The organism is Pseudomonas sp. ok272 (genome assembly GCF_900109995.1).
In the GTDB taxonomy this organism is placed as follows: Bacteria; Pseudomonadota; Gammaproteobacteria; order Pseudomonadales; family Pseudomonadaceae; genus Aquipseudomonas.
Genome location: NZ_FOCB01000005.1, coordinates 152,360 through 171,214 on the forward strand (window position 1 = coordinate 152,360; position 18,855 = coordinate 171,214).

The 18,855-nt window shown below is 64.5% G+C and carries 14 protein-coding genes; 10 read left to right on the forward strand and 4 right to left on the reverse strand.

Features of this window, described 5'->3' with window-relative positions; translation table 11 throughout:
* The first annotated feature begins 36 nt into the window (after positions 1-36).
* From betB to yccS, 9 genes are all read left to right on the forward strand, one after another.
* The gene (betB, locus tag BMW74_RS10165) at positions 37-1,509 is read left to right on the forward strand and encodes a betaine-aldehyde dehydrogenase (RefSeq protein WP_093417961.1); all 1,473 of its coding nucleotides are present in this window, start codon (positions 37-39) and stop codon (positions 1,507-1,509) included.
* 153 nt (positions 1,510-1,662) lie between these two features.
* On the forward strand, positions 1,663-3,366 hold the full coding sequence (gene betA / locus BMW74_RS10170) for a choline dehydrogenase (RefSeq protein ID WP_093417964.1): 1,704 nt from the start codon (positions 1,663-1,665) through the stop codon (positions 3,364-3,366).
* Between the two features lie 277 nt (positions 3,367-3,643).
* The gene (locus BMW74_RS10175; RefSeq protein ID WP_093417967.1) at positions 3,644-4,339 is read left to right on the forward strand and encodes an RraA family protein; all 696 of its coding nucleotides are present in this window, start codon (positions 3,644-3,646) and stop codon (positions 4,337-4,339) included.
* A 104-nt stretch (positions 4,340-4,443) separates the two neighbouring features.
* Entirely contained in the window at positions 4,444-5,886 is a 1,443-nt protein-coding gene (locus tag BMW74_RS10180; protein ID WP_093417970.1) for a TldD/PmbA family protein, read from the forward strand.
* Positions 5,886-7,223 carry a TldD/PmbA family protein gene (locus BMW74_RS10185; RefSeq protein ID WP_093417974.1) on the forward strand — a complete coding sequence of 446 codons (1,338 nt, stop codon included), beginning with the start codon at positions 5,886-5,888 and terminating at the stop codon, positions 7,221-7,223. Before BMW74_RS10180 ends, BMW74_RS10185 begins: the two co-directional genes overlap by 1 nt.
* Before the next feature lie 157 nt (positions 7,224-7,380).
* Positions 7,381-8,808, forward strand: coding sequence for a multidrug transporter subunit MdtD (mdtD, locus tag BMW74_RS10190; RefSeq protein ID WP_093417978.1), 1,428 nt, complete (start codon positions 7,381-7,383; stop codon positions 8,806-8,808).
* A 138-nt stretch (positions 8,809-8,946) separates the two neighbouring features.
* Positions 8,947-10,284, forward strand: coding sequence for an ATP-dependent RNA helicase DbpA (dbpA, locus tag BMW74_RS10195; RefSeq protein ID WP_371911747.1), 1,338 nt, complete (start codon positions 8,947-8,949; stop codon positions 10,282-10,284).
* A 152-nt stretch (positions 10,285-10,436) separates the two neighbouring features.
* Complete coding sequence (locus BMW74_RS10200) at positions 10,437-11,615, forward strand: BaiN/RdsA family NAD(P)/FAD-dependent oxidoreductase (RefSeq protein WP_093417981.1); 1,179 nt, start codon at positions 10,437-10,439, stop codon at positions 11,613-11,615.
* Positions 11,616-11,948: 333 nt separating this feature from the next.
* Positions 11,949-14,132, forward strand: a complete 2,184-nt coding sequence (gene yccS / locus BMW74_RS10205; RefSeq protein WP_093417984.1) for a YccS family putative transporter — start codon at positions 11,949-11,951, stop codon at positions 14,130-14,132.
* A 107-nt stretch (positions 14,133-14,239) separates the two neighbouring features.
* Here the strand turns inward: yccS and BMW74_RS10210 are convergent, their stop codons facing one another.
* A complete protein-coding gene (locus BMW74_RS10210; protein WP_093417987.1) occupies positions 14,240-14,977 on the reverse strand; it encodes a substrate-binding periplasmic protein in 738 nt (245 codons plus the stop codon).
* Positions 14,978-15,244: 267 nt separating this feature from the next.
* Here BMW74_RS10210 and BMW74_RS10215 point away from each other — a divergent pair, with 267 nt between their 5' ends.
* Positions 15,245-15,697 carry a GNAT family N-acetyltransferase gene (locus BMW74_RS10215; protein ID WP_093417990.1) on the forward strand — a complete coding sequence of 151 codons (453 nt, stop codon included), beginning with the start codon at positions 15,245-15,247 and terminating at the stop codon, positions 15,695-15,697.
* A 96-nt stretch (positions 15,698-15,793) separates the two neighbouring features.
* Here the strand turns inward: BMW74_RS10215 and BMW74_RS10220 are convergent, their stop codons facing one another.
* From BMW74_RS10220 to BMW74_RS10230, 3 genes are read right to left on the reverse strand one after another with little or no spacing between them, the layout of a single operon-like run.
* Complete coding sequence (locus tag BMW74_RS10220; RefSeq protein ID WP_093417994.1) at positions 15,794-16,090, reverse strand: winged helix-turn-helix domain-containing protein; 297 nt, start codon at positions 16,088-16,090, stop codon at positions 15,794-15,796.
* A gap of 31 nt (positions 16,091-16,121) precedes the next feature.
* A complete protein-coding gene (locus BMW74_RS10225) occupies positions 16,122-16,622 on the reverse strand; it encodes a YgjP-like metallopeptidase domain-containing protein (RefSeq protein ID WP_093417998.1) in 501 nt (166 codons plus the stop codon).
* 42 nt (positions 16,623-16,664) lie between these two features.
* The gene (locus BMW74_RS10230) at positions 16,665-18,788 is read right to left on the reverse strand and encodes a putative bifunctional diguanylate cyclase/phosphodiesterase (protein ID WP_093418003.1); all 2,124 of its coding nucleotides are present in this window, start codon (positions 18,786-18,788) and stop codon (positions 16,665-16,667) included.
* Positions 18,789-18,855: the final 67 nt, after the last annotated feature.

Below are 18,855 nucleotides of genomic sequence, written 5' to 3' on the forward strand. Positions count from 1 at the left end.
CCAACGCCCATTACTTAATGCACTTGCGAGGACTTCATGGCCCGTTTCGAACTGCAAAAACTCTACATCGATGGCGGCTACACCGACGCGGGTGGCGATGCCATCTTCGAAGCCATCAACCCGGCCAACGGTGAAGTGCTCGCTAACGTGCAGCGCGCCACCCAGGCAGACGTCGAGCGGGCCGTGGTCAGCGCCGAAAAGGGCCAGAAGATCTGGGCCGCGATGACCGCCATGGAGCGTTCGCGCATCCTGCGCCGTGCCGTCGACATCCTGCGCGAGCGCAACGATGAACTGGCCGCCCTGGAAACCCTGGACACCGGCAAGTCGTTCTCCGAAACCAAGTACGTCGACATCGTCACCGGCGCCGACGTGCTGGAATACTACGCCGGCCTGGTGCCCGCCATCGAAGGTGAGCAGATCCCGCTGCGCAGCACCTCGTTCGTCTACACCCGCCGCGAGCCGCTGGGCGTGGTCGCCGGGATCGGCGCGTGGAACTACCCGATCCAGATCGCCCTGTGGAAATCCGCCCCGGCCCTGGCGGCCGGCAACGCGATGATCTTCAAGCCCAGCGAAGTCACCTCCCTGACGACCTTGAAGCTGGCCGAGATCTACACCGCGGCCGGCCTGCCGGACGGCGTGTTCAACGTCTTGACCGGCAGCGGCCGTGAAGTCGGGACCTGGCTGACCGAGCACCCAAGGATCGAAAAAATCTCCTTCACCGGCGGCACCGACACCGGCAAGAAGGTCATGGCCAGCGCTTCGGCGTCGTCCCTCAAGGACGTGACCATGGAACTGGGCGGCAAGTCGCCGCTGATCATCTTCGACGACGCCGACCTCGACCGCGCCGCCGACACCGCGATGATGGCCAACTTCTACAGCTCCGGCCAGGTCTGCACCAATGGCACCCGCGTGTTCGTGCCCAAGCACCTGCAAGCGGCGTTCGAAGCCAAGATCGCCGAGCGCGTGGCCCGTATCCGCGTCGGCAACCCAGAAGACGAGCACACCAACTTCGGCCCGCTGGTCAGCTTCGCCCACATGGAAAGCGTGCTGGGCTACATCGCCAAGGGCAAGGCCGAGGGCGCTCGCGTGCTGTGCGGCGGCGAGCGGATGATGGACGGTGAATTCGCCAAGGGCGCGTTCGTGGCACCGACGGTGTTCACCGACTGCACCGACGACATGACCATCGTGCGTGAAGAAATCTTTGGCCCGGTGATGAGCATCCTCACCTATGAAACCGAAGAAGAAGTGATCCGCCGCGCCAACGACACCGACTTCGGCCTGGCCGCGGGCGTCGTGACCCGCGACCTGAACCGCGCCCACCGGGTGATCCATCAACTGGAAGCCGGGATCTGCTGGATCAACGCCTGGGGCGAGTCCGACGCCAAGATGCCGGTCGGCGGCTACAAGCAATCGGGGGTGGGCCGTGAAAACGGCATCAGCTCGCTGAACAACTTCACCCGCATCAAATCGGTACAGGTCGAGCTGGGCGACTACGTCTCGGTGTTCTAACCCCGAGTTGTGTATTGCCCGTGAGGCCGTCTTCGCGAGCAGGCTCGCTCCCACCAGAGCAATGTGATTCCTGTGGGAGCGAGCCTGCTCGCGAACCGAGTGCAGCGCACTCACCTTGGCCCGACCTGACCACCATCAAAGAGGGTGCATTCAATGTCCCAAGAATACGACTACATCATTGTGGGTGCCGGCTCGGCCGGTAACACCCTGGCGACCCGTCTGACCGAAGACGCCGGCGTCACCGTCCTGCTGCTCGAAGCCGGTGGCCCGGACTACCGCTTCGACTTCCGCACGCAAATGCCGGCCGCCCTGGCGTATCCGCTGCAAGGCCGTCGCTACAACTGGGCCTATGAAACCGATCCAGAGCCGCACATGGACGGACGCCGGATGGAATGCGGTCGCGGCAAGGGCCTGGGTGGCTCTTCGCTGATCAACGGCATGTGCTACATCCGTGGCAACGCCATGGACTACGACGGCTGGGCCAAGTTGCCCGGCCTGGAAGACTGGAGCTACCTGGACTGCCTGCCGTATTTCCGCAAAGCGGAAACCCGTGACATCGGCCCGAACGACTACCACGGCGGCGCAGGCCCGATCAGCGTGACCACGCCCAAGGCCGGCAACAACCCGTTGTTCCACGCCATGGTGGAAGCCGGCGTGCAAGCCGGTTACCCGCGTACCTCCGACTTGAACGGCTACCAGCAAGAAGGCTTCGGCCCGATGGACCGTACCGTCACGCCCAAGGGCCGTCGCGCCAGCACCGCGCGCGGTTACCTGGACACCGCCAAGCAGCGTTCGACCCTGAGCATCGTCACCCACGCCCTGACCGAGAAGGTCCTGTTCGAGGGCAAGCGCGCCGTGGGCGTGCGTTACCTGGTGGGCAGCGCCGAGGAACGCGTCGAAGCCCGCGCGCGCAAGGAAGTGCTGGTGTGCAGCGGCGCCATTGCCTCGCCGCAACTGCTGCAACGCTCCGGCGTGGGCCCGGCCAAACTCCTGCAAAGCCTGGACATCCCGGTGGTTCACGACCTGCCGGGCGTCGGTGAGAACCTGCAGGACCACCTGGAGCTGTACCTGCAATACGCGTGCACCCAGCCGGTCTCGCTGTATCCGTCGCTGCTCTGGTACAACCAGCCGGCGATTGGTGCGCAGTGGCTGTTCAACGGCACCGGGATCGGCGCCAGCAACCAGTTCGAGGCCGGTGGGTTCATCCGCACCCGCCCGGACTTCGAGTGGCCGAACATCCAGTATCACTTCCTGCCGGTGGCAATTAACTACAACGGTAGCAACGGGGTGAAAGAGCACGGTTTCCAGGCGCACATGGGCTCCATGCGGTCGCCCAGCCGTGGGCGGATCCAGGTCAAATCCAAGGACCCGCGCCAACACCCGAGCATCCTGTTCAACTACATGGCCAGCGAGCAGGACTGGCAGGAGTTCCGCGACGGCATCCGCCTGACCCGTGAAATCATGCAGCAGCCGGCCCTGGACGCCTTCCGTGGTCGCGAACTGAGCCCGGGCATCGAGGTGCAGACCGACGCGCAACTGGACACGTTCATCCGCGAGCACGCCGAAACCGCGTTCCACCCGTCCTGCTCGTGCAAGATGGGCACCGATGACATGGCCGTGGTCGATGGCCAGGGTCGCGTCCACGGCATGCAGGGCCTGCGCGTGGTCGATGCGTCGATCATGCCGCTGATCACCACCGGCAACCTGAACGCGCCGACGATCATGATCGCCGAGAAAATCGCCGACAAGATCCGCGGCCGCCAGCCGCTGCCACGCAGCCAGGCCACGTACTACGTGGCCGGCGATGCGCCGGTGCGGGGCAAGCCGCTGCGTGCAGTGGGGCCGAGCGCGCAGTAACCGTTACACCGAGGTGCGGCCTTCGCGAGCAGGCTCGCTCCCACAGTGGTTCAGCGGTGAACACAGATGTTGTGAGCACCAAGGAACACAGGTGGGAGCGAGCCTGCTCGCGAAAGCGCCCGACCACACGACACACTTCTCCCGCCATGGCACCCTTTCCTATACCTCCCCAACCCTTGCTCCCACACCCTGCACCGGCCTACTCTAGAGCCCGCGCAACCGTTTCACCTCCGCCCCCACCGACAAGCAGCCACCAGGCTGGCCACGAGGCTTACTCATGTTTGATGTCGTGTCTTCGAGCAAATGGCCCACCGGCTACCTGATCAATCCCAACGTAGAACCCCTCGATCCAAAATGGCTTCAAGCATTCAGCCAGATCCCGGCCGCCGCCGTCAGTGACTGCCTGGGCCGCAACGTCGGTGGCCTGGGCTTGAAAGCCTTCCACGGCAACGCGCCGATGCTCGGCAGCGCGCTGACCGTACGCGTGCGCCCCGGCGACAACCTGATGATCCTCAAGGCCATGCAAATGGCCCGTCCCGGCGATGTACTGGTGATCGACGGCAGCGCCGACCTGACCCGTGCGGTGTTCGGCGGCATCATGCGCGCCATGGCCCTCAAGGCCGGGATCGTCGGCGTGGTGATCAACGGCGCCCTGCGCGACCTCGATGAGTGGCAGACCGGCGAACTGCCGGCCTACGCCATCGGCGGCGTGCACCGTGGCCCGAGCACCGATGGCGGCGGTGAGATCAACGTGCCGATCTCCTGCGCCGGTATGCTGGTGGCCCCGGGCGACCTGATGATTGGCGACGGTGACGGCGTGGTCGCCGCGGCCCGCGCCGAACTGCCGGAGTTGCTGGTGCGCTGCCACGACCTGCTGGCCCGCGAACAGGCAACACTGGCCGCCATCGAAGCCGGCACCCTGGACCCGGATCGCTTCGATGCCATCCTGCGGGCCAAGGGTTGCCCGGTTTAATCGCCAGAAGCTTCGCGAGCAGGCTCGCTCCCACAATCACTGTAGTAGCGAGGCTTGCCCGCGAAGAGCCCCTCACGGTCACCGCCACTCACCAGGAGGCCCGCATGTTCGATTTCCACCCCCAGCTCAAACAGCGCTTCGCCGCGCTGCGCACCGGCGCCGAATTCTTTTCCCTACGTTATGTGCGTGACTCGGGCCAGTTCCTGTCGGTGCGCAAGAATGTCGCCGAGCCGCCGCGCCTGAGCCGTGACGAAGGGGCGATGCTGACCGCCCGGGTCAACGGCGTCGAAGCCTATGCCGCGACCAACGACCTGTCGCCCAGCGGCCTGCAGGCGGCCCTCGACCGCGCCGAGCAACAGGCCCGTTTCCTCGCCGCCCACGCCTTGCTCGACCTGCGCCAGCAACCGGTGTCCAGCGACCGTGCCGACTACCTGTCACCGAACCTGCAACAGCCCTTCCCCTCCCTCAGCGAATGCCTTGAGCTGCTCGGCGCCGAATCGGCCGCCGTGCCCAAGGACGAGCGCCTAGTGAGCTGGGAAGTCAGCCTGGGCCTGGCCCACGTCGAACAGATCTACCTCAACAGTGCCGGCGCCGAACTGCGCCAGGCCCAGCGTTTTGTCTACCCGGGGCTGGACGTCACCGCCTATGACGGCCACGACAGCCAGACCCGCAGCCTGGGCCGCGAGAACTTCGGCCAGCAGGGCAGCGGCGATGTGATCAGCCGCTGCGGCTTGATCGGCGCCGCCCCGACCGTCGCCGACCAGGCCCTGCAACTGCTGCTGGCGCCCAACACCCCCAACGGGGTGCGCGACCTGCTGCTGATGCCCGACCAGATGATGCTGCAGATCCACGAATCCATCGGCCACCCGCTGGAGCTGGACCGTATCCTCGGTGACGAGCGCAACTACGCCGGCACCAGCTTCGTCAAAGCCGCAGACTTCGGCCACCTGCAATACGGCTCCGAGCTGCTCAACGTGACCTTCGACCCGGACATCCCCGAAGAACTGGCCAGCTACGGCCATGACGACGACGGCACGCCCGCGAGCAAGCAGTTCCTGATCCGCCAGGGCTTGCTGGTACGTCCGTTGGGCGGCGCCCTGTCGCAGTTTCGCGCAGGCATGAGCGGCGTGGCCAACAGCCGCGCCTGCGGCTGGAACCGTCCGCCCATCGACCGCATGGCCAACCTCAACATCGAACCGGGGGATCAGTCCCTCGACCAGTTGATTGGCGGTATCGAGCACGGCGTGCTGATGTCGACCAACCGTTCATGGTCCATCGACGATGCGCGCAACAAGTTCCAGTTCGGCTGCGAATGGGGCCAGTTGATCGAAAACGGCGCGCTCAAGGGCGTGGTCAAGAATCCCAACTACCGGGGCATCAGCGCCCAGTTCTGGCGCAACCTCAGCGCGGTGGGCGACGCCGGCACCTTCAAGGTGCTGGGCACGCCCAACTGCGGCAAGGGCGAGCCCAACCAGGTGATCCGCGTCGGCCATGCATCGCCGGCCTGCGTGTTCAGCAACATTGACGTGTTTGGGGGAGACGCCTGATGACGACAGCATTGAGTCAGGTCGAGCAATTCAAGGCCCTGGTGGGCGAGCTGCGCGCAGCCCTGCGCGCGCCCGAGCAGTTCACCGCGAGCTACGCGGCCGAGACCTCGGCCTTCGTGCGCTTCAACCACGCCAAGGTGCGCCAGGCCGGCGAAGTGCAGCAGGCGAGCATCGGCCTGAAGTTGATCCATGACGGGCGCCACGCGGACCTGCACATTACTCTGGCCGGCGACCCCGGGGTCGACCGCCAGCGCGTGGCCGAGGGCCTGGCACAGTTGCGCGAGACCCTGCCCCTGCTGGCGCCGGACCCGTACTTGTTGCTCAATCACAACGGCTGGCAGAGCAAGAACCTGCAGGACCATCCCCTGCCCGACACCGCCCAGGCCGTGGCCGAAATCACCCGCGCCGCCGAGGGCCTGGACCTGGTGGGCTTCTATGCGGCTGGCCCCATCAGCCGGGGCTTTGCCAGCTCGTCCGGGGCCTTTGGCTGGCATCAGGCCAACAGCTTCAACTTCGATTTCAGCCTGTTCCACGCCAACGGCCAGGCGGTAAAAGCCAGCTACGCCGGGCACCAGTGGAGCAGCGCAGACTTCGCCAAGCGCTTCGAACAGGCCCGCCAGCAGCTTGAGCACCTGGGGCGTCCGCTCCTGACCCTGGCGCCGGGGCACTACCGCGCCTACCTGGCACCGGCCGCGATGGACGAGATTGTCGGCCTGCTCAGTTGGGGCGGTTTCTCGGCGCAGTCGATCGCCAGCAAAAGCAGTCCGCTGCAAAGGCTCTTCGCCGGCGACAGCGCGTTCAGCCCGCTGCTGTCGCTGGATGAACAGGTCAGCGGTTCCCTGAGCCCGGCGTTCTCCGGCGAAGGCTACCCGCGCAGCGACCTGGCCCTGATCGTGGCCGGCCGGGCAGGCGCGCAACTGGTCAGCTCGCGCAGCGCCGCCGAATACGGCCTGACCGCCAACGGCGCGGACGGCGGCGAGTCGCCCAACGCGCTGAACATGGCCGCCGGCGATCTGCCCGAGGCCGAAGTGCTCAAGCAGTTGGGCACTGGCCTGTACATCAGTAACCTGTGGTACTTGAACTACTCTGACCAACCCGCCGCCCGCCTGACTGGCCTGACCCGCTTCGCCACGTTCTGGGTCGAGAACGGTGAGATCCAGGCGCCGGTGAGCACCATGCGTTTCGATGACAGCGCCTACAGCTTGCTCGGTTCGCAGCTGGAGGCCCTGACCCGGGAGCGGGAACTGATCCTGTCCGCCAGCACCTACAACCAGCGCGCCACCGCGTCGGCGTGGTTGCCGGGGGCGTTGGTCAAGCGGTTGACCTTGACCCTGTAGAAAGCACCTCTACACCCTGTGGGAGCGGGCTTGCTCGCGAAGGCGCACTGACATTCAACACGGATGTCGACTGACCCACCGCTTTCGCGAGCAAGCCCGCTCCCACAGGTAGTGCAACCCACGATGGCCCGGCATTAACACACTGACTCGAGGTCCTATGCCCAACCGCCCGGTTCTAGACGCTGTCACCGCCCGCTGGATCCCGTGGGTGGTCGCGATTGCGTTTTTCATGCAGTCCCTGGACGGAACCATCCTCAATACCGCCCTGCCCGCCATGGCCGGCGACCTGGCCGAAAACCCGTTGCGCATGCAGGGCGTGATCATTGCCTACATGCTCACCGTGGCGTTGCTGATTCCGGCCTCGGGCTGGATTGCCGACCGCTTTGGCACCAAGAACATCTTCTTCAGCGCGATCCTGCTGTTCAGCTTCGGCTCGTTGCTGTGTGCGATGTCGAGCACCTTGACCCAGTTGATCGGCGCCCGGGTGATCCAGGGCCTGGGCGGCGCGCTGATGCTGCCAGTGGGGCGGCTGGTGGTGCTGCGCGCCTACCCGCGTTCGGAACTGGTGCGGATCATGGGCTTTATCACCATCCCCGGCCTGCTCGGCCCGCTGCTCGGGCCGACGATGGGCGGCTGGATGGTGCAATACCTGACCTGGCACTGGATCTTCCTGATCAACCTGCCGGTGGGGCTGATCGGCTGCTACGCGGTATGGAAGTTCATCCCCGACCTGCGCGGCAGCGAGCGTACACGCTTCGATGGCCTGGGCTTCGTGCTGTTTGGCGCGGCGATGATCCTGATCACCATTGCCATGGAAGGCCTGGGCGAACTGCACTTGCCGCACCTGCGGGTGATGCTGTTACTGTTTGGCGGCATGGCCTGCCTGGCGGCGTACTGGCTGCGGGCCGGGCATATCGATAACCCGCTGTTCGCCCCGTCGCTGTTCAAGACCCGGACCTTTGCCGTGGGCATCCTCGGCAACCTGTTTGCGCGCCTGGGCAGTGGCGCCCTGCCGTTCCTGGTGCCGTTGCTGCTGCAGGTGGCGCTGGGCTACTCACCGGCCGAAGCCGGGATGAGCATGTTGCCGCTGGCGGCGGCGGCGATGCTCGCCAAGTGGATCGCCCGGCCGTTGATCGAACGCCTGGGCTACCGCACCGTCCTGACCGGCAACACCCTGGCGCTGGGGATCATGCTGGCGAGCATGGGCCTGGTCAGCGAGCAGACGCCGTACTGGCTGCTGCTGGGGTTGCTGGCGGTCCTCGGGGCGATCAACTCCTTGCAGTTCACGGCAATGAACACCGTGACCCTGATCGACCTCGACGACGCCAGCGCCAGCAGCGGCAACAGCCTGCTGTCGGTGGTCGCGCAGTTGTCCCTGAGCCTGGGCGTGGCCTGTGCCGGTGCGCTGCTCGGTGGCTTCACCGCCGAGGTCGGCAACGATGGCGTGGAGACCGTCCTCGGCGCCTTCCAACTGACGTTCGTCACCGTGGGGATCATGGCGATGCTGGCCGCGGCAATCTTCCTGCAGCTCTCGCCCAAGGACGGCGTGCGGGTCAAACCCGTGGAGGAGCACATCGAGCATTGACCCCTTGGCCACTGCCCCTCGTCCAGAATTTGCAGGTTGATGGCGCGGGGCTGGTACACTGCGCGACATTTTGTTTTGCAGGCCAGTCCCGTGACCACCATCGCCACCGCTTTTAATACTTTGCCGCTGTCCGCCGCCATGCTGGCTAACCTCGACTCCCTCGGTTATGCCCAGATGACGCCGATCCAGGCGCAAAGCTTGCCGGTGATCCTCAAGGGGATGGACCTGATCGCCCAGGCCAAGACCGGCAGCGGCAAGACCGCCGCCTTTGGCATCGGCCTGCTGAACCCGATCAACCCGCGCTTCTTCGGTTGCCAGGCGCTGGTGATCTGCCCGACGCGCGAGCTGGCCGACCAGGTCGCCAAGGAAATCCGTCGCCTGGCCCGTGCCGAAGACAACATCAAGGTCCTGACCCTGTGTGGCGGCGTGGCGTTCGGCCCGCAGATCGGCTCGCTGGAGCACGGCGCGCACATCATCGTCGGCACCCCGGGGCGTATCCAGCAGCACCTGCGCAAGGGCTCGCTGATCCTTCACGGCCTGAACACCCTGATCCTCGACGAAGCCGACCGCATGCTCGACATGGGTTTCTACGATTCGATCGAAGAAATCATCGCGCAGACCCCGGAGCGTCGCCAGACCCTGCTGTTCTCCGCCACTTACCCGTCGAGCATCAAGCAGTTGGCGGCCAAGTTCATGCGCAACCCGCAGCAGGTGAAGGCCGAGGCGTTCCACGACGACAGCCAGATCGAGCAGCGCTTCTTCGAGATCTCCCCAGAAGAGCGCATGGACGCCGTGACCAAGGTCCTGGCGCACTACCGCCCGGCGTCCACCGTGGCGTTCTGCTACACCAAGCAGCAAGTACAGGAAACCGTCGACCACCTGAGCGCCAAAGGCATTTCGGCCGTCGGCCTGCACGGTGACCTGGAACAGCGTGACCGCGACCAGGTCCTGGCGATGTTCGCCAACCGCAGCACCTCGGTGCTGGTGGCCACCGACGTCGCGGCCCGTGGCCTGGACATCGATGCCCTGGACATGGTGATCAACGTCGAGCTGGCCCGTGACTCGGAGATCCACATCCACCGCGTCGGCCGTACCGGTCGTGCCGGTGAGAAAGGCCTGGCGATCAGCCTGGTCGCACCGCCCGAAGCCCAGCGCGCCCAGGCCATCGAGCACCTGCAAAAGACCCCGTTGATCTGGGATCACCTGCACAACCTGACCTCCCAGGGCGGTGGCCCGTTGCTGCCGGCCATGAGCACCCTGGTGATCGGCGCGGGTCGCAAGGACAAGGTTCGCCCCGGCGACATCCTCGGCGCCCTGACCGGCGACGCCGGCGTGCCAGGTGCCCAGGTCGGCAAGATCGCGATCTTCGACTTCCAGGCCTACGTGGCCGTCGACCGCAGCGTGGCCAAGCAGGCCGCACAGCGCTTGAGCGAAGGCAAGATCAAAGGCCGGACATTGCGGGTGCGGGTTCTGTAAGAACCCTTCGCCCCTACGAAGATCCCCTGTGGGAGCGAGCCTGCTCGCGAATGCAACCTGTCAGCCACCCTTGAGGGTGACTGATACACCGCCTTCGCGAGCAGGCTCGCTCCCACCGTTCGTTTTGTAGTGACATTCATGAGGACACCGTTTTGCGCTCTACCGAAGTCGTGATCATTGGCGCTGGCGCCGCCGGGTTGATGTGTGCGCTGACCGCCGCCGGGCGCGGGCGCAAGGTGCTGTTGCTGGACCACGCCAACAAGGCCGGCAAGAAAATCCTCATGTCGGGCGGCGGACGCTGCAATTTCACCAACATGTACACGGAACCGAGCAATTTTCTCTCGCAGAACGCGCACTTCTGCAAGTCCGCGCTGGCGCGCTACACCCAGTGGGACTTCATTGGCCTGGTGGCCAAGCACGGCGTGCCGTACCACGAGAAGAAGCTCGGCCAACTGTTCTGCGATAACAAGTCCAGCGACATCCTTGAGCTGCTGCTCAGCGAGTGCCAGCAAGCCGGCGTCGGCCTGCACCTGGACACCTCGATCCAGACCATCGAGAAGCTCGAAAGCGGCTACCTGCTGGACACCACCCTCGGCCAGTTGACGTGCGAATCGCTGGTGATCGCCACCGGCGGCCTGTCGATCCCGACCCTGGGCGCCACCGGCTTCGGCTATCAGGTGGCCAAGCAGTTCGGCCATACGCTGCTGCCGACCCGCGCCGGCCTGGTGCCGTTCACCATCACCGACCAACTCAAGGAGCTGTGCGGCGAGCTGTCCGGCACCTCGGTCGATTGCCTGGTGAGCTGCAACGAGCAGAGCTTTCGCGAGAACATCCTGTTCACCCACCGCGGCCTCAGCGGCCCGGCGATCCTGCAGATCTCCTCGTTCTGGCAGTCGGGGGACACGGTCGAGATCAACCTGATGCCCGACCACGACGTCGCAGCCTGGCTGCAACAGCAACAAGCCGAACGCCCGAACAGCGAGCTCAAGACCCTGCTGGGTGAGGTCTTCACCAAAAAGATGGCCAACCTGCTGGCCGACAACTGGTTCGTCTCCAAGCCGATGAAGCAGTACACCCACGCCGAGATCGCCGAGATCGCCGACCGGCTGGCGAGCTGGCAGCTGGTCCCGGCCGGTACCGAGGGCTATCGCACCGCCGAAGTGACCCTGGGCGGCGTCGACACCCACGAAGTGTCGTCCAAGACCATGGAGTCGCTGAAGAGTCCGGGGCTGTACTTCATCGGTGAAGTGCTGGACGTCACCGGCCACCTGGGCGGCTTCAACTTCCAGTGGGCATGGGCCTCGGGCTACGCGGCGGCGCAGTACGCCTGAGCAATACACACAAAACCCTGTGGGAGCGAGCCTGCTCGCGAAGACGGCAACACAGCCAACATCTCCGTTGACTGACCTACTGCTATCGCGAGCAGGCTCGCTCCCACGCGGGTTTCGCTTAACTGACTGGCATTAGGGCTTGCCCGCGAAGGCAATCGGTCAGTCAACAGGGTGAGTGGCTGACACACCGCTTTCGCGAGCAAGCCCGCTCCCACAGTCGGTCGATGACGACGTTGCGGAACAGATTTTGCCCCCCGATGTGCTCGGCCCCATTGCGTCGACGTCATTACTGGCTCAATTTAGCGGCATCGCCCTGGAAGGCCTTCGCACTTCATGTCATCGACTCCATTCAAGCAATCCCTGCGACGCCTTTGGGCGCTGGATAAGTTCAGCTACAGCGTGCGGGTGTTCATCGCGCTGACCGGCAGCATGGCGCTGTGTTGGTATCAGGATGAAATGGGCCTGCTGATCCCGCTGTTCCTGGGGATTATCGCCAGTGCCCTGGCCGAGACCGACGACAGCTGGCAAGGCCGCCTCAATGCGCTGGCCGTGACCCTGGTGTGCTTCAGCGTGGCCGCCTTCTCCGTCGAACTGCTGTTCCCCTACCCCTACATCTTCGTGTTCGCCCTGGCCTTCGCCAGCTTTGGCCTGACCATGCTCGGGGCCTTGGGCGAGCGCTATGGCGCGATTGCCTCCGCCACCTTGATCCTGTCGGTGTACACCATGATCGGCGTCGACCAGCGCGGCGGTGCGGTCACCGATTTCTGGCACGAGCCGGTGCTGCTGGTCGCCGGCGCCGCCTGGTATGGCTTGCTCTCGGTGGTGTGGCAGGCGTTGTTTTCCAACCAGCCGGTGCAACAGAGCCTGGCGCGGCTGTTCCGTGAATTGGGGCTGTACCTCAAGCTCAAGTCGGCGCTGTTCGAACCGGTCCGCCAGATGGACGTCGAGGCCCGGCGCCTGGAGCTGGCCCAGCAGAACGGCCGGGTGGTGGCGGCGCTCAATGCCGCCAAGGAAATCATCCTGCACCGCGTCGGCAATGGCCGGCCGGGGTCGAAAGTCAGTCGCTACCTCAAGCTGTACTTCCTGGCCCAGGACATCCACGAGCGCGCCAGCTCCTCGCACTACCCGTACAACGCCCTGACCGACGCGTTCTTTCACAGTGACGTGCTGTTCCGCTGCCAGCGCCTGCTGCGCCAGCAAGGCAAGGCCTGCCGGGCGCTGGCCGAGTCGATCCAGATGCGCCAGCCCTTCGTCTACGACGCCAGCTTTGCCCAGGCCCTGAGCGACCTGGACGCCTCCCTCGAATACTTGCGCATCCAGAGCAATCCGGCCTGGCGCGGCCTGCTGCGCTCGCTGCGGGCGCTGGCGGCCAACCTCGGCACCCTCGACCGCCTGCTCAGCGACGCGAGCAACCCCGACGCCCTGGCCGACGCCACCGACAGCAGCCTGCTGGACCGTTCGCCGCGCAACCTCAAGGACGTCTGGACCCGCCTGCGCACCCAACTGACGCCGACCTCGTTGTTGTTCCGCCATGCCCTGCGCTTGCCCCTGGCGCTGACCATCGGCTACGCCATGGTGCATTTGATCCATCCTTCGCAAGGCTACTGGATCATCCTCACCACGCTCTTCGTCTGCCAACCGAACTACGGCGCCACACGGCGCAAGCTCGGCCAGCGGATTATCGGCACGGCGATTGGCCTGACGGTGGCCTGGGCGCTGTTCGACCTGTTCCCCAACCCGCTGGTGCAATCGTGCTTCGCCATCGCCGCCGGGGTGGTGTTCTTTATCAACCGCACCACCCGCTACACCCTGGCCACGGCGGCGATCACCCTGATGGTGTTGTTCTGCTTCAATCAGGTGGGGGATGGCTACGGGCTGTTCCTGCCCCGGTTGTTCGATACTTTGCTGGGCAGCCTGATCGCCGGCCTGGCGGTGTTCCTGTTCCTGCCCGACTGGCAGGGCCGCAAGCTGAACAAGGTGCTGGCCAATACCCTGACCTGCAACAGCATCTACCTGCGCCAAATCATGCAGCAGTACGCCGCCGGCAAGAGCGACGACCTGGCCTACCGACTGGCCCGGCGCAACGCGCACAACGCCGACGCGGCGCTGTCGACCACCCTGGCCAACATGCTCATGGAGCCAGGGCACTTCCGTAAGGAAGCCGACGTCGGGTTTCGGTTCCTGGTGCTGTCCCACACGCTACTGAGTTACCTGTCAGGCCTGGGCGCGCACCGTGACATGCCGCTGCCGGACGAGGTCCGCGAACAGTTGATCGAAGGCGCGGGCGTCAGCCTCGCCGCCAGCCTCGACGAAATCGCCCAGGGCCTGGCGAGCAAGCAACCGATTGCGATTCAGAGCGACACCGAGGAAGCCCTGGCGGCAGAGCTGGAGCAGATGCCCGATGAAATCGACGAAGGCCAGCGCCTGGTACAGACGCAGTTGGGGCTGATCTGCCGGCAGTTGGGGCCGCTCAGGACACTGGCGGCGCATCTGATCAAGGACACGAGCCAGGATTGAGGTGACCGCTTCGCGAGCAGGCTCGCTCCCACAGAGTTGTGTGTAACCCTGTGGGAGCGAGCCTGCTCGCGAAGCGGCCCTCACCCACACCCCACACACCGCCCCCCTTACATCCCATGCTGCCTGAGCAACCGGTCATAGCTGCCATCGGCCTTCATCTCGGCAATTTCCCGGTCGAATCCGGCCACGATCTTCGCGTGATCGGGGTTCTTCAGGCTGACCAGGATATGCAGGCTGTTTTCGCTCAAGGGCTTGGGCAGGAACTCCACGGCGTTGCGCACCCTGGGTGACTCGCGCGCCAGGTAGTAGCGGGCGACATACTCGTCTTCCAGCGTCAGCTTGACCCGGTCGGCGGCGAGCATGCGCACCGCCATGGCAAAGTTGTGCACCAACACCTTCTGCATCGCCGGATCGGCGTCGAACGCCGGCGAATAGGCGTAGTCCCGCACCACGGCAATCGGATAGCTGTGCAACTGCTGCAGGTCGTTGTATTCGATGTGGGTATCTTTGCGCTTGATAAAGCGAATGCGGTTGAGCAGGTACTCGGTGGAGAACTGCCCCAGCCGGGTGCGGTCCTCGTTGTACCAGGCGTTGACCAGCACGTCGTAGCGCCCATCGCCCACGCCCATCAAGGCCCGCGCCCACGGCACCTGTTCGAACTCACTGGCATAGCCTGCCCGGGCCAGCGCGGTGCTGACGATATCGGTCGCCAGGCCGCCATTGACCAACGTGGCATCGGTGAACGGCGGCCAGGCATCGGCCACCAGCCGCAACGTTTGCGCGGCGGCACCCTGGCTCAGCACCAGCCATCCGATCAACGCCAACGCTCGATGCCATCGCAGCATGCCAAACAATCCTTAGTGGGCCAGCAGCCCAGCGGTAGGTCCAGCCGAACACGATAACCCGCGTACCCTTGGGCGACCCTAAACCCGGGCTTTAACAGTAGCTCATCGACGCCACTGCAAACGCCCGAATCCACCTTACACAAAGATGACAAGCGCAACCGAAATGAATGATGGCATTTTGGCCTTTATCACAGATTTTCAGGTAACCGAGACAACGTGACGCAGGACGCTTAGTATCCCGAGCAGGCTTTCTAATGGAATTGGAAAATGACAGTCGATTGGGTCTGCAAACACCACAGTGAACTGGGCAAGGAACAGCTCTACGCGATTTTGCGCCTGCGCTCGCAGGTGTTCGTCGTTGAACAGAATTGCGTCTATCAAGACATCGATGGCCAGGACATGGAAGGCGACACTTGCCACCTGATGGGCTGGGACGGTGACCAGTTGGTGGCGTACCTGAGGTTGCTCGATCCACTGTTGAACGGCAACGACGTGGTGATCGGTCGGGTACTCATCGCCCCCGAGGCACGTGGCCAGGGCTTGGGGCATGCGTTGCTAGGCGAAGCGCTGGAGAAAGCGCAGAAGTATTGGCCCGACGTGCCGATCTTCCTCTCGGCTCAGGCCCACTTGCAGGGTTACTACGCCCGCTATGGGTTTGTCGTGGTGGGCGAACAATACCTGGAAGACGACATTCCCCACATTGGTATGCGCCGGGCTTGAGGGCCGCTTCGCGAGCAGGCTCGCTCCCACAGTCGACCGCGTTCCCTTGTGGGAGCGAGCCTGCTCGCGATGGCACCAGCCCAATCACCACAACGCTCAGGGATACCCCAGCACCGCCTTGATCTGGCGCAGGTGCTGTTCGATCCAGCGCGGATCGATCGCGCCCCAGCTCAGGATCCGATAGCGCCCGGCATGGTTGCGGGCGCCGTCTTCTTGTTCGAACTCGCAGACCACATCCAGGTCCGCCAGCGCCGCGATGGTGTCCTGGGCGGTGCGCCGGGGCATGCCGGTGAGTTCGGTGAGCGCCGGCACGCTGCTGGCCAGCCCACTGTCGATCAGGTAGGCCACGTACAGGCGGCGATAGAAACTGCTCTTGGTCTTGCTGACGTCCATTGCCCTGCTCCCGGTTGATAACGCTTGAAGGTCACTGCTTGCCCTGGAGATCGCGCCAGGTGAGGTACACCCGCAAGTCGAATTCCAGTTGGTGATAGCCGGGCAGCATGTGTTCGCACAGCTTGTAGAACGCCTTGTTGTGGTCGGACTCTTTGAAGTGCGCCAGTTCATGCACCACGATCATCCGCAGGAACTGCGGCGCGGCGTCCTTGAACAGCGAGGCGATGCGGATCTCTTTCTTGGCCTTGAGCTTGCCGCCTTGTACCCGGGAAATCGCCGTGTGCAGGCCGAGCGCACGGTGGGTCAAGTCCAGGCGATTGTCGAACAGCACTTTGTCGATGGCTGGGGCATTGCGCAGGTATTCCTGCTTGAGCTCAAGGGCAAAGCTGTACAGCGCCTTGTCGCTCTGCACCGCATGCTTGTCCGGGTAGCGTTGGCTGAGGTAGTTGCCCAGTTGATCCTGCTCGATCATCTGGCGCACTTGCGCCTGCAAGGTGGCGGGGTATGCCTGGAGGTACTTGAGTGCGGTCATGGCCTTTGATAAGCGGGACGAAAGGTCGCCAGTGTAGCGAATTCAGGCGCTTAACGCGCTCCAGTCGAACGGCTGCGCAAAGCCCGCGACATCCTCGGCCATCAACGGCCGCGCCACCAGGAACCCTTGCACGTACTCACAGCCATTGGCTTGCAGCCACAGGTACTGCTCGAGTGTTTCCACGCCTTCGGCAATCACCAGGATGCCGAATTGCTTGCACAACGCGATGACGCTGCGCGCCAATGCCTCATCCCGGGGTGAGTGCAGGACCCGGGCGATCAGGTGGCGATCAAGCTTGAGCGTGTCCAGGTCCAGGTCGCGCAAATGGGCCAGGGCACAGGGCCCGGCGCCAAAGTCATCGAGCGCCACCCGCACCCCGAGGTGATGCAGCAGGCGCAGTTGCTTGTGCGACTCCTGGACATTCTGGGTCAGCGCCTCTTCGGTGATCTCCACTTCCAGTTGCCCGGGCAGCAGCTGATGACGCTCCAGGGCCTTGCGCAATTCAGTGGCCAGGTTGGGCAGGCCGAACTGGGTGGCGCTCAGGCTGATGCACACCACCAGGTCCTCGGCGAACAGGGTTTCCCAGGCCTTTCGCTGCTTGGCACTGCGATGGTAGATCCAACTGCCCAGGCGGCTGATCAGCCGCGCCTCTTCCAACAGCGGCAGGAACAGCCCCGGCGGCACATCGCCAACACTGGGGTGCTGCCAGCGCAGCAAGGCCTCAAAACCGCGCACCCGGCCGTCGCTGATCGACACCTGGGGTTGATAGACCAGGTTGAAGTCCTTGTGCTCAATGGCCGTGCGCACGCTTTCTTCGAGCATCAACCGCGAGCGTGCCCGACCATTCATGTCGTGGTCATAGAACCGATACTGCTGGCGCCCGGCGCGCTTGGCCTCGTACATCGCGATGTCGGCGGCACGCAGCAAACCGTCGAGGTTGGCGCCGCAGTCGGGAAAGGTGGCGATGCCAATGCTGGCGCCCAATGCCATGTCCAGGCCTTCGATCTGCTGGCAGATCGACACCCGTTCGATGAGTTTCTCTGCAATCTTCGCCGCCTGCTCCGGGAACTCCAGGTCCAGCAGCGCGGTGAACTCATCGCCGCCCATGCGCGCCAGGACATCGAACGGGCGCAAGCTGGCCTTCAACTGTTCGGACACCCAGCGCAACACCCGATCGCCCGCATCGTGGCCCAGGGAGTCGTTGACCCGCTTGAAACCATCCAGGTCCAGGTACAACAACACCCACGTCCTGGCGCTACGCTCGCCGCGCACCAGCAGGTTTTCCGCGGCCTGATAGAAACCTCGGCGGTTCAGCAACCCGGTCAGGGGGTCGGTGACGGCCTGGAACTCCAGTTGCTGGTGCAGGTGGCGCACCACCGACATATCCAGCACGGTCACCACCATCGCCTTCTGCTCGGCGGGCAACGGTGCACAGGACAAGGCGACCGGCACCTGCTGGCCAGGAGCGGTGCGCAAAATCGCATCGTGGGCGCGCCAGGTCTCGCCACGGCGATAACCGGCAACGATCTCGCAATCGTCCCACCGCGCAATGTGCGGCTTTTGTAGGAAGTCGATGAACGGCGCCCCGCAAAGCTCTTGCACCGTGGCGTTGAGCAGGCGCGAGATGGCCGGATTGGCGAAGCGCACCAAGCCGCCCTCGCCGACGACCAGGATGCCCTCGGCGGCATTCTCCAGCACCGAGGCGTTGAAGGCCCGGGCGGCTTCCAGGTCCTGGGTCAGGCGCTGCAAGGCCCGGCGATTGCGCTGGTGCTCCAGCAGGGCCTGGACCTTGGGCTTGAGGATTTGCGGGTCGAAGGGTTTGAACAGGTAGTCCACCGCGCCACTGGCATAGCCCTTGATCACGGCATCCTGGGACTGCTCGTTGGCGGTGAGGAAGATAATCGGGGTCAGGCGGGTACGCTGGCTGCCGCGCATCAGGCGCGCGACTTCAAACCCGTCCATGCCGGGCATCTGCACGTCCAGCAACACCAGGTCGACTTCATGCTCCAGCAGCAGGCTCAAGGCTTCGAAGCCCGATGTGGCGGTCACCACCTGCCAGTCCTGGCGTTGCAGCAACGCGCGCATGCTGACCAGGTTTTCAGGGTAGTCATCAACGATCAAGAGGACTGAGCGGCCGTCTCCTGCCTGATTGTGCGCGCATTCCATGCTGCTTCTCATCGTGTTGGGGCGTTACCGATTAACCGGACAAATACTAAGCCTTCACTCTAGACCC

Coding starts and splice junctions, on each gene's coding strand:
- betB (WP_093417961.1), top strand. CDS start 37: ATGGCCCGTTTCGAACTGCAAAAACTCTACATCGATGGCGGCTACACC.
- dbpA (WP_371911747.1), top strand. CDS start 8,947: ATGCTGGCTAACCTCGACTCCCTCGGTTATGCCCAGATGACGCCGATC.
- BMW74_RS10215 (WP_093417990.1), top strand. CDS start 15,245: ATGACAGTCGATTGGGTCTGCAAACACCACAGTGAACTGGGCAAGGAA.
- betA (WP_093417964.1), top strand. CDS start 1,663: ATGTCCCAAGAATACGACTACATCATTGTGGGTGCCGGCTCGGCCGGT.
- BMW74_RS10175 (WP_093417967.1), top strand. CDS start 3,644: ATGTTTGATGTCGTGTCTTCGAGCAAATGGCCCACCGGCTACCTGATC.
- yccS (WP_093417984.1), top strand. CDS start 11,949: ATGTCATCGACTCCATTCAAGCAATCCCTGCGACGCCTTTGGGCGCTG.
- BMW74_RS10180 (WP_093417970.1), top strand. CDS start 4,444: ATGTTCGATTTCCACCCCCAGCTCAAACAGCGCTTCGCCGCGCTGCGC.
- BMW74_RS10230 (WP_093418003.1), bottom strand. CDS start 18,788: ATGGAATGCGCGCACAATCAGGCAGGAGACGGCCGCTCAGTCCTCTTG.
- BMW74_RS10225 (WP_093417998.1), bottom strand. CDS start 16,622: ATGACCGCACTCAAGTACCTCCAGGCATACCCCGCCACCTTGCAGGCG.
- BMW74_RS10210 (WP_093417987.1), bottom strand. CDS start 14,977: ATGCTGCGATGGCATCGAGCGTTGGCGTTGATCGGATGGCTGGTGCTG.
- BMW74_RS10185 (WP_093417974.1), top strand. CDS start 5,886: ATGACGACAGCATTGAGTCAGGTCGAGCAATTCAAGGCCCTGGTGGGC.
- mdtD (WP_093417978.1), top strand. CDS start 7,381: ATGCCCAACCGCCCGGTTCTAGACGCTGTCACCGCCCGCTGGATCCCG.
- BMW74_RS10220 (WP_093417994.1), bottom strand. CDS start 16,090: ATGGACGTCAGCAAGACCAAGAGCAGTTTCTATCGCCGCCTGTACGTG.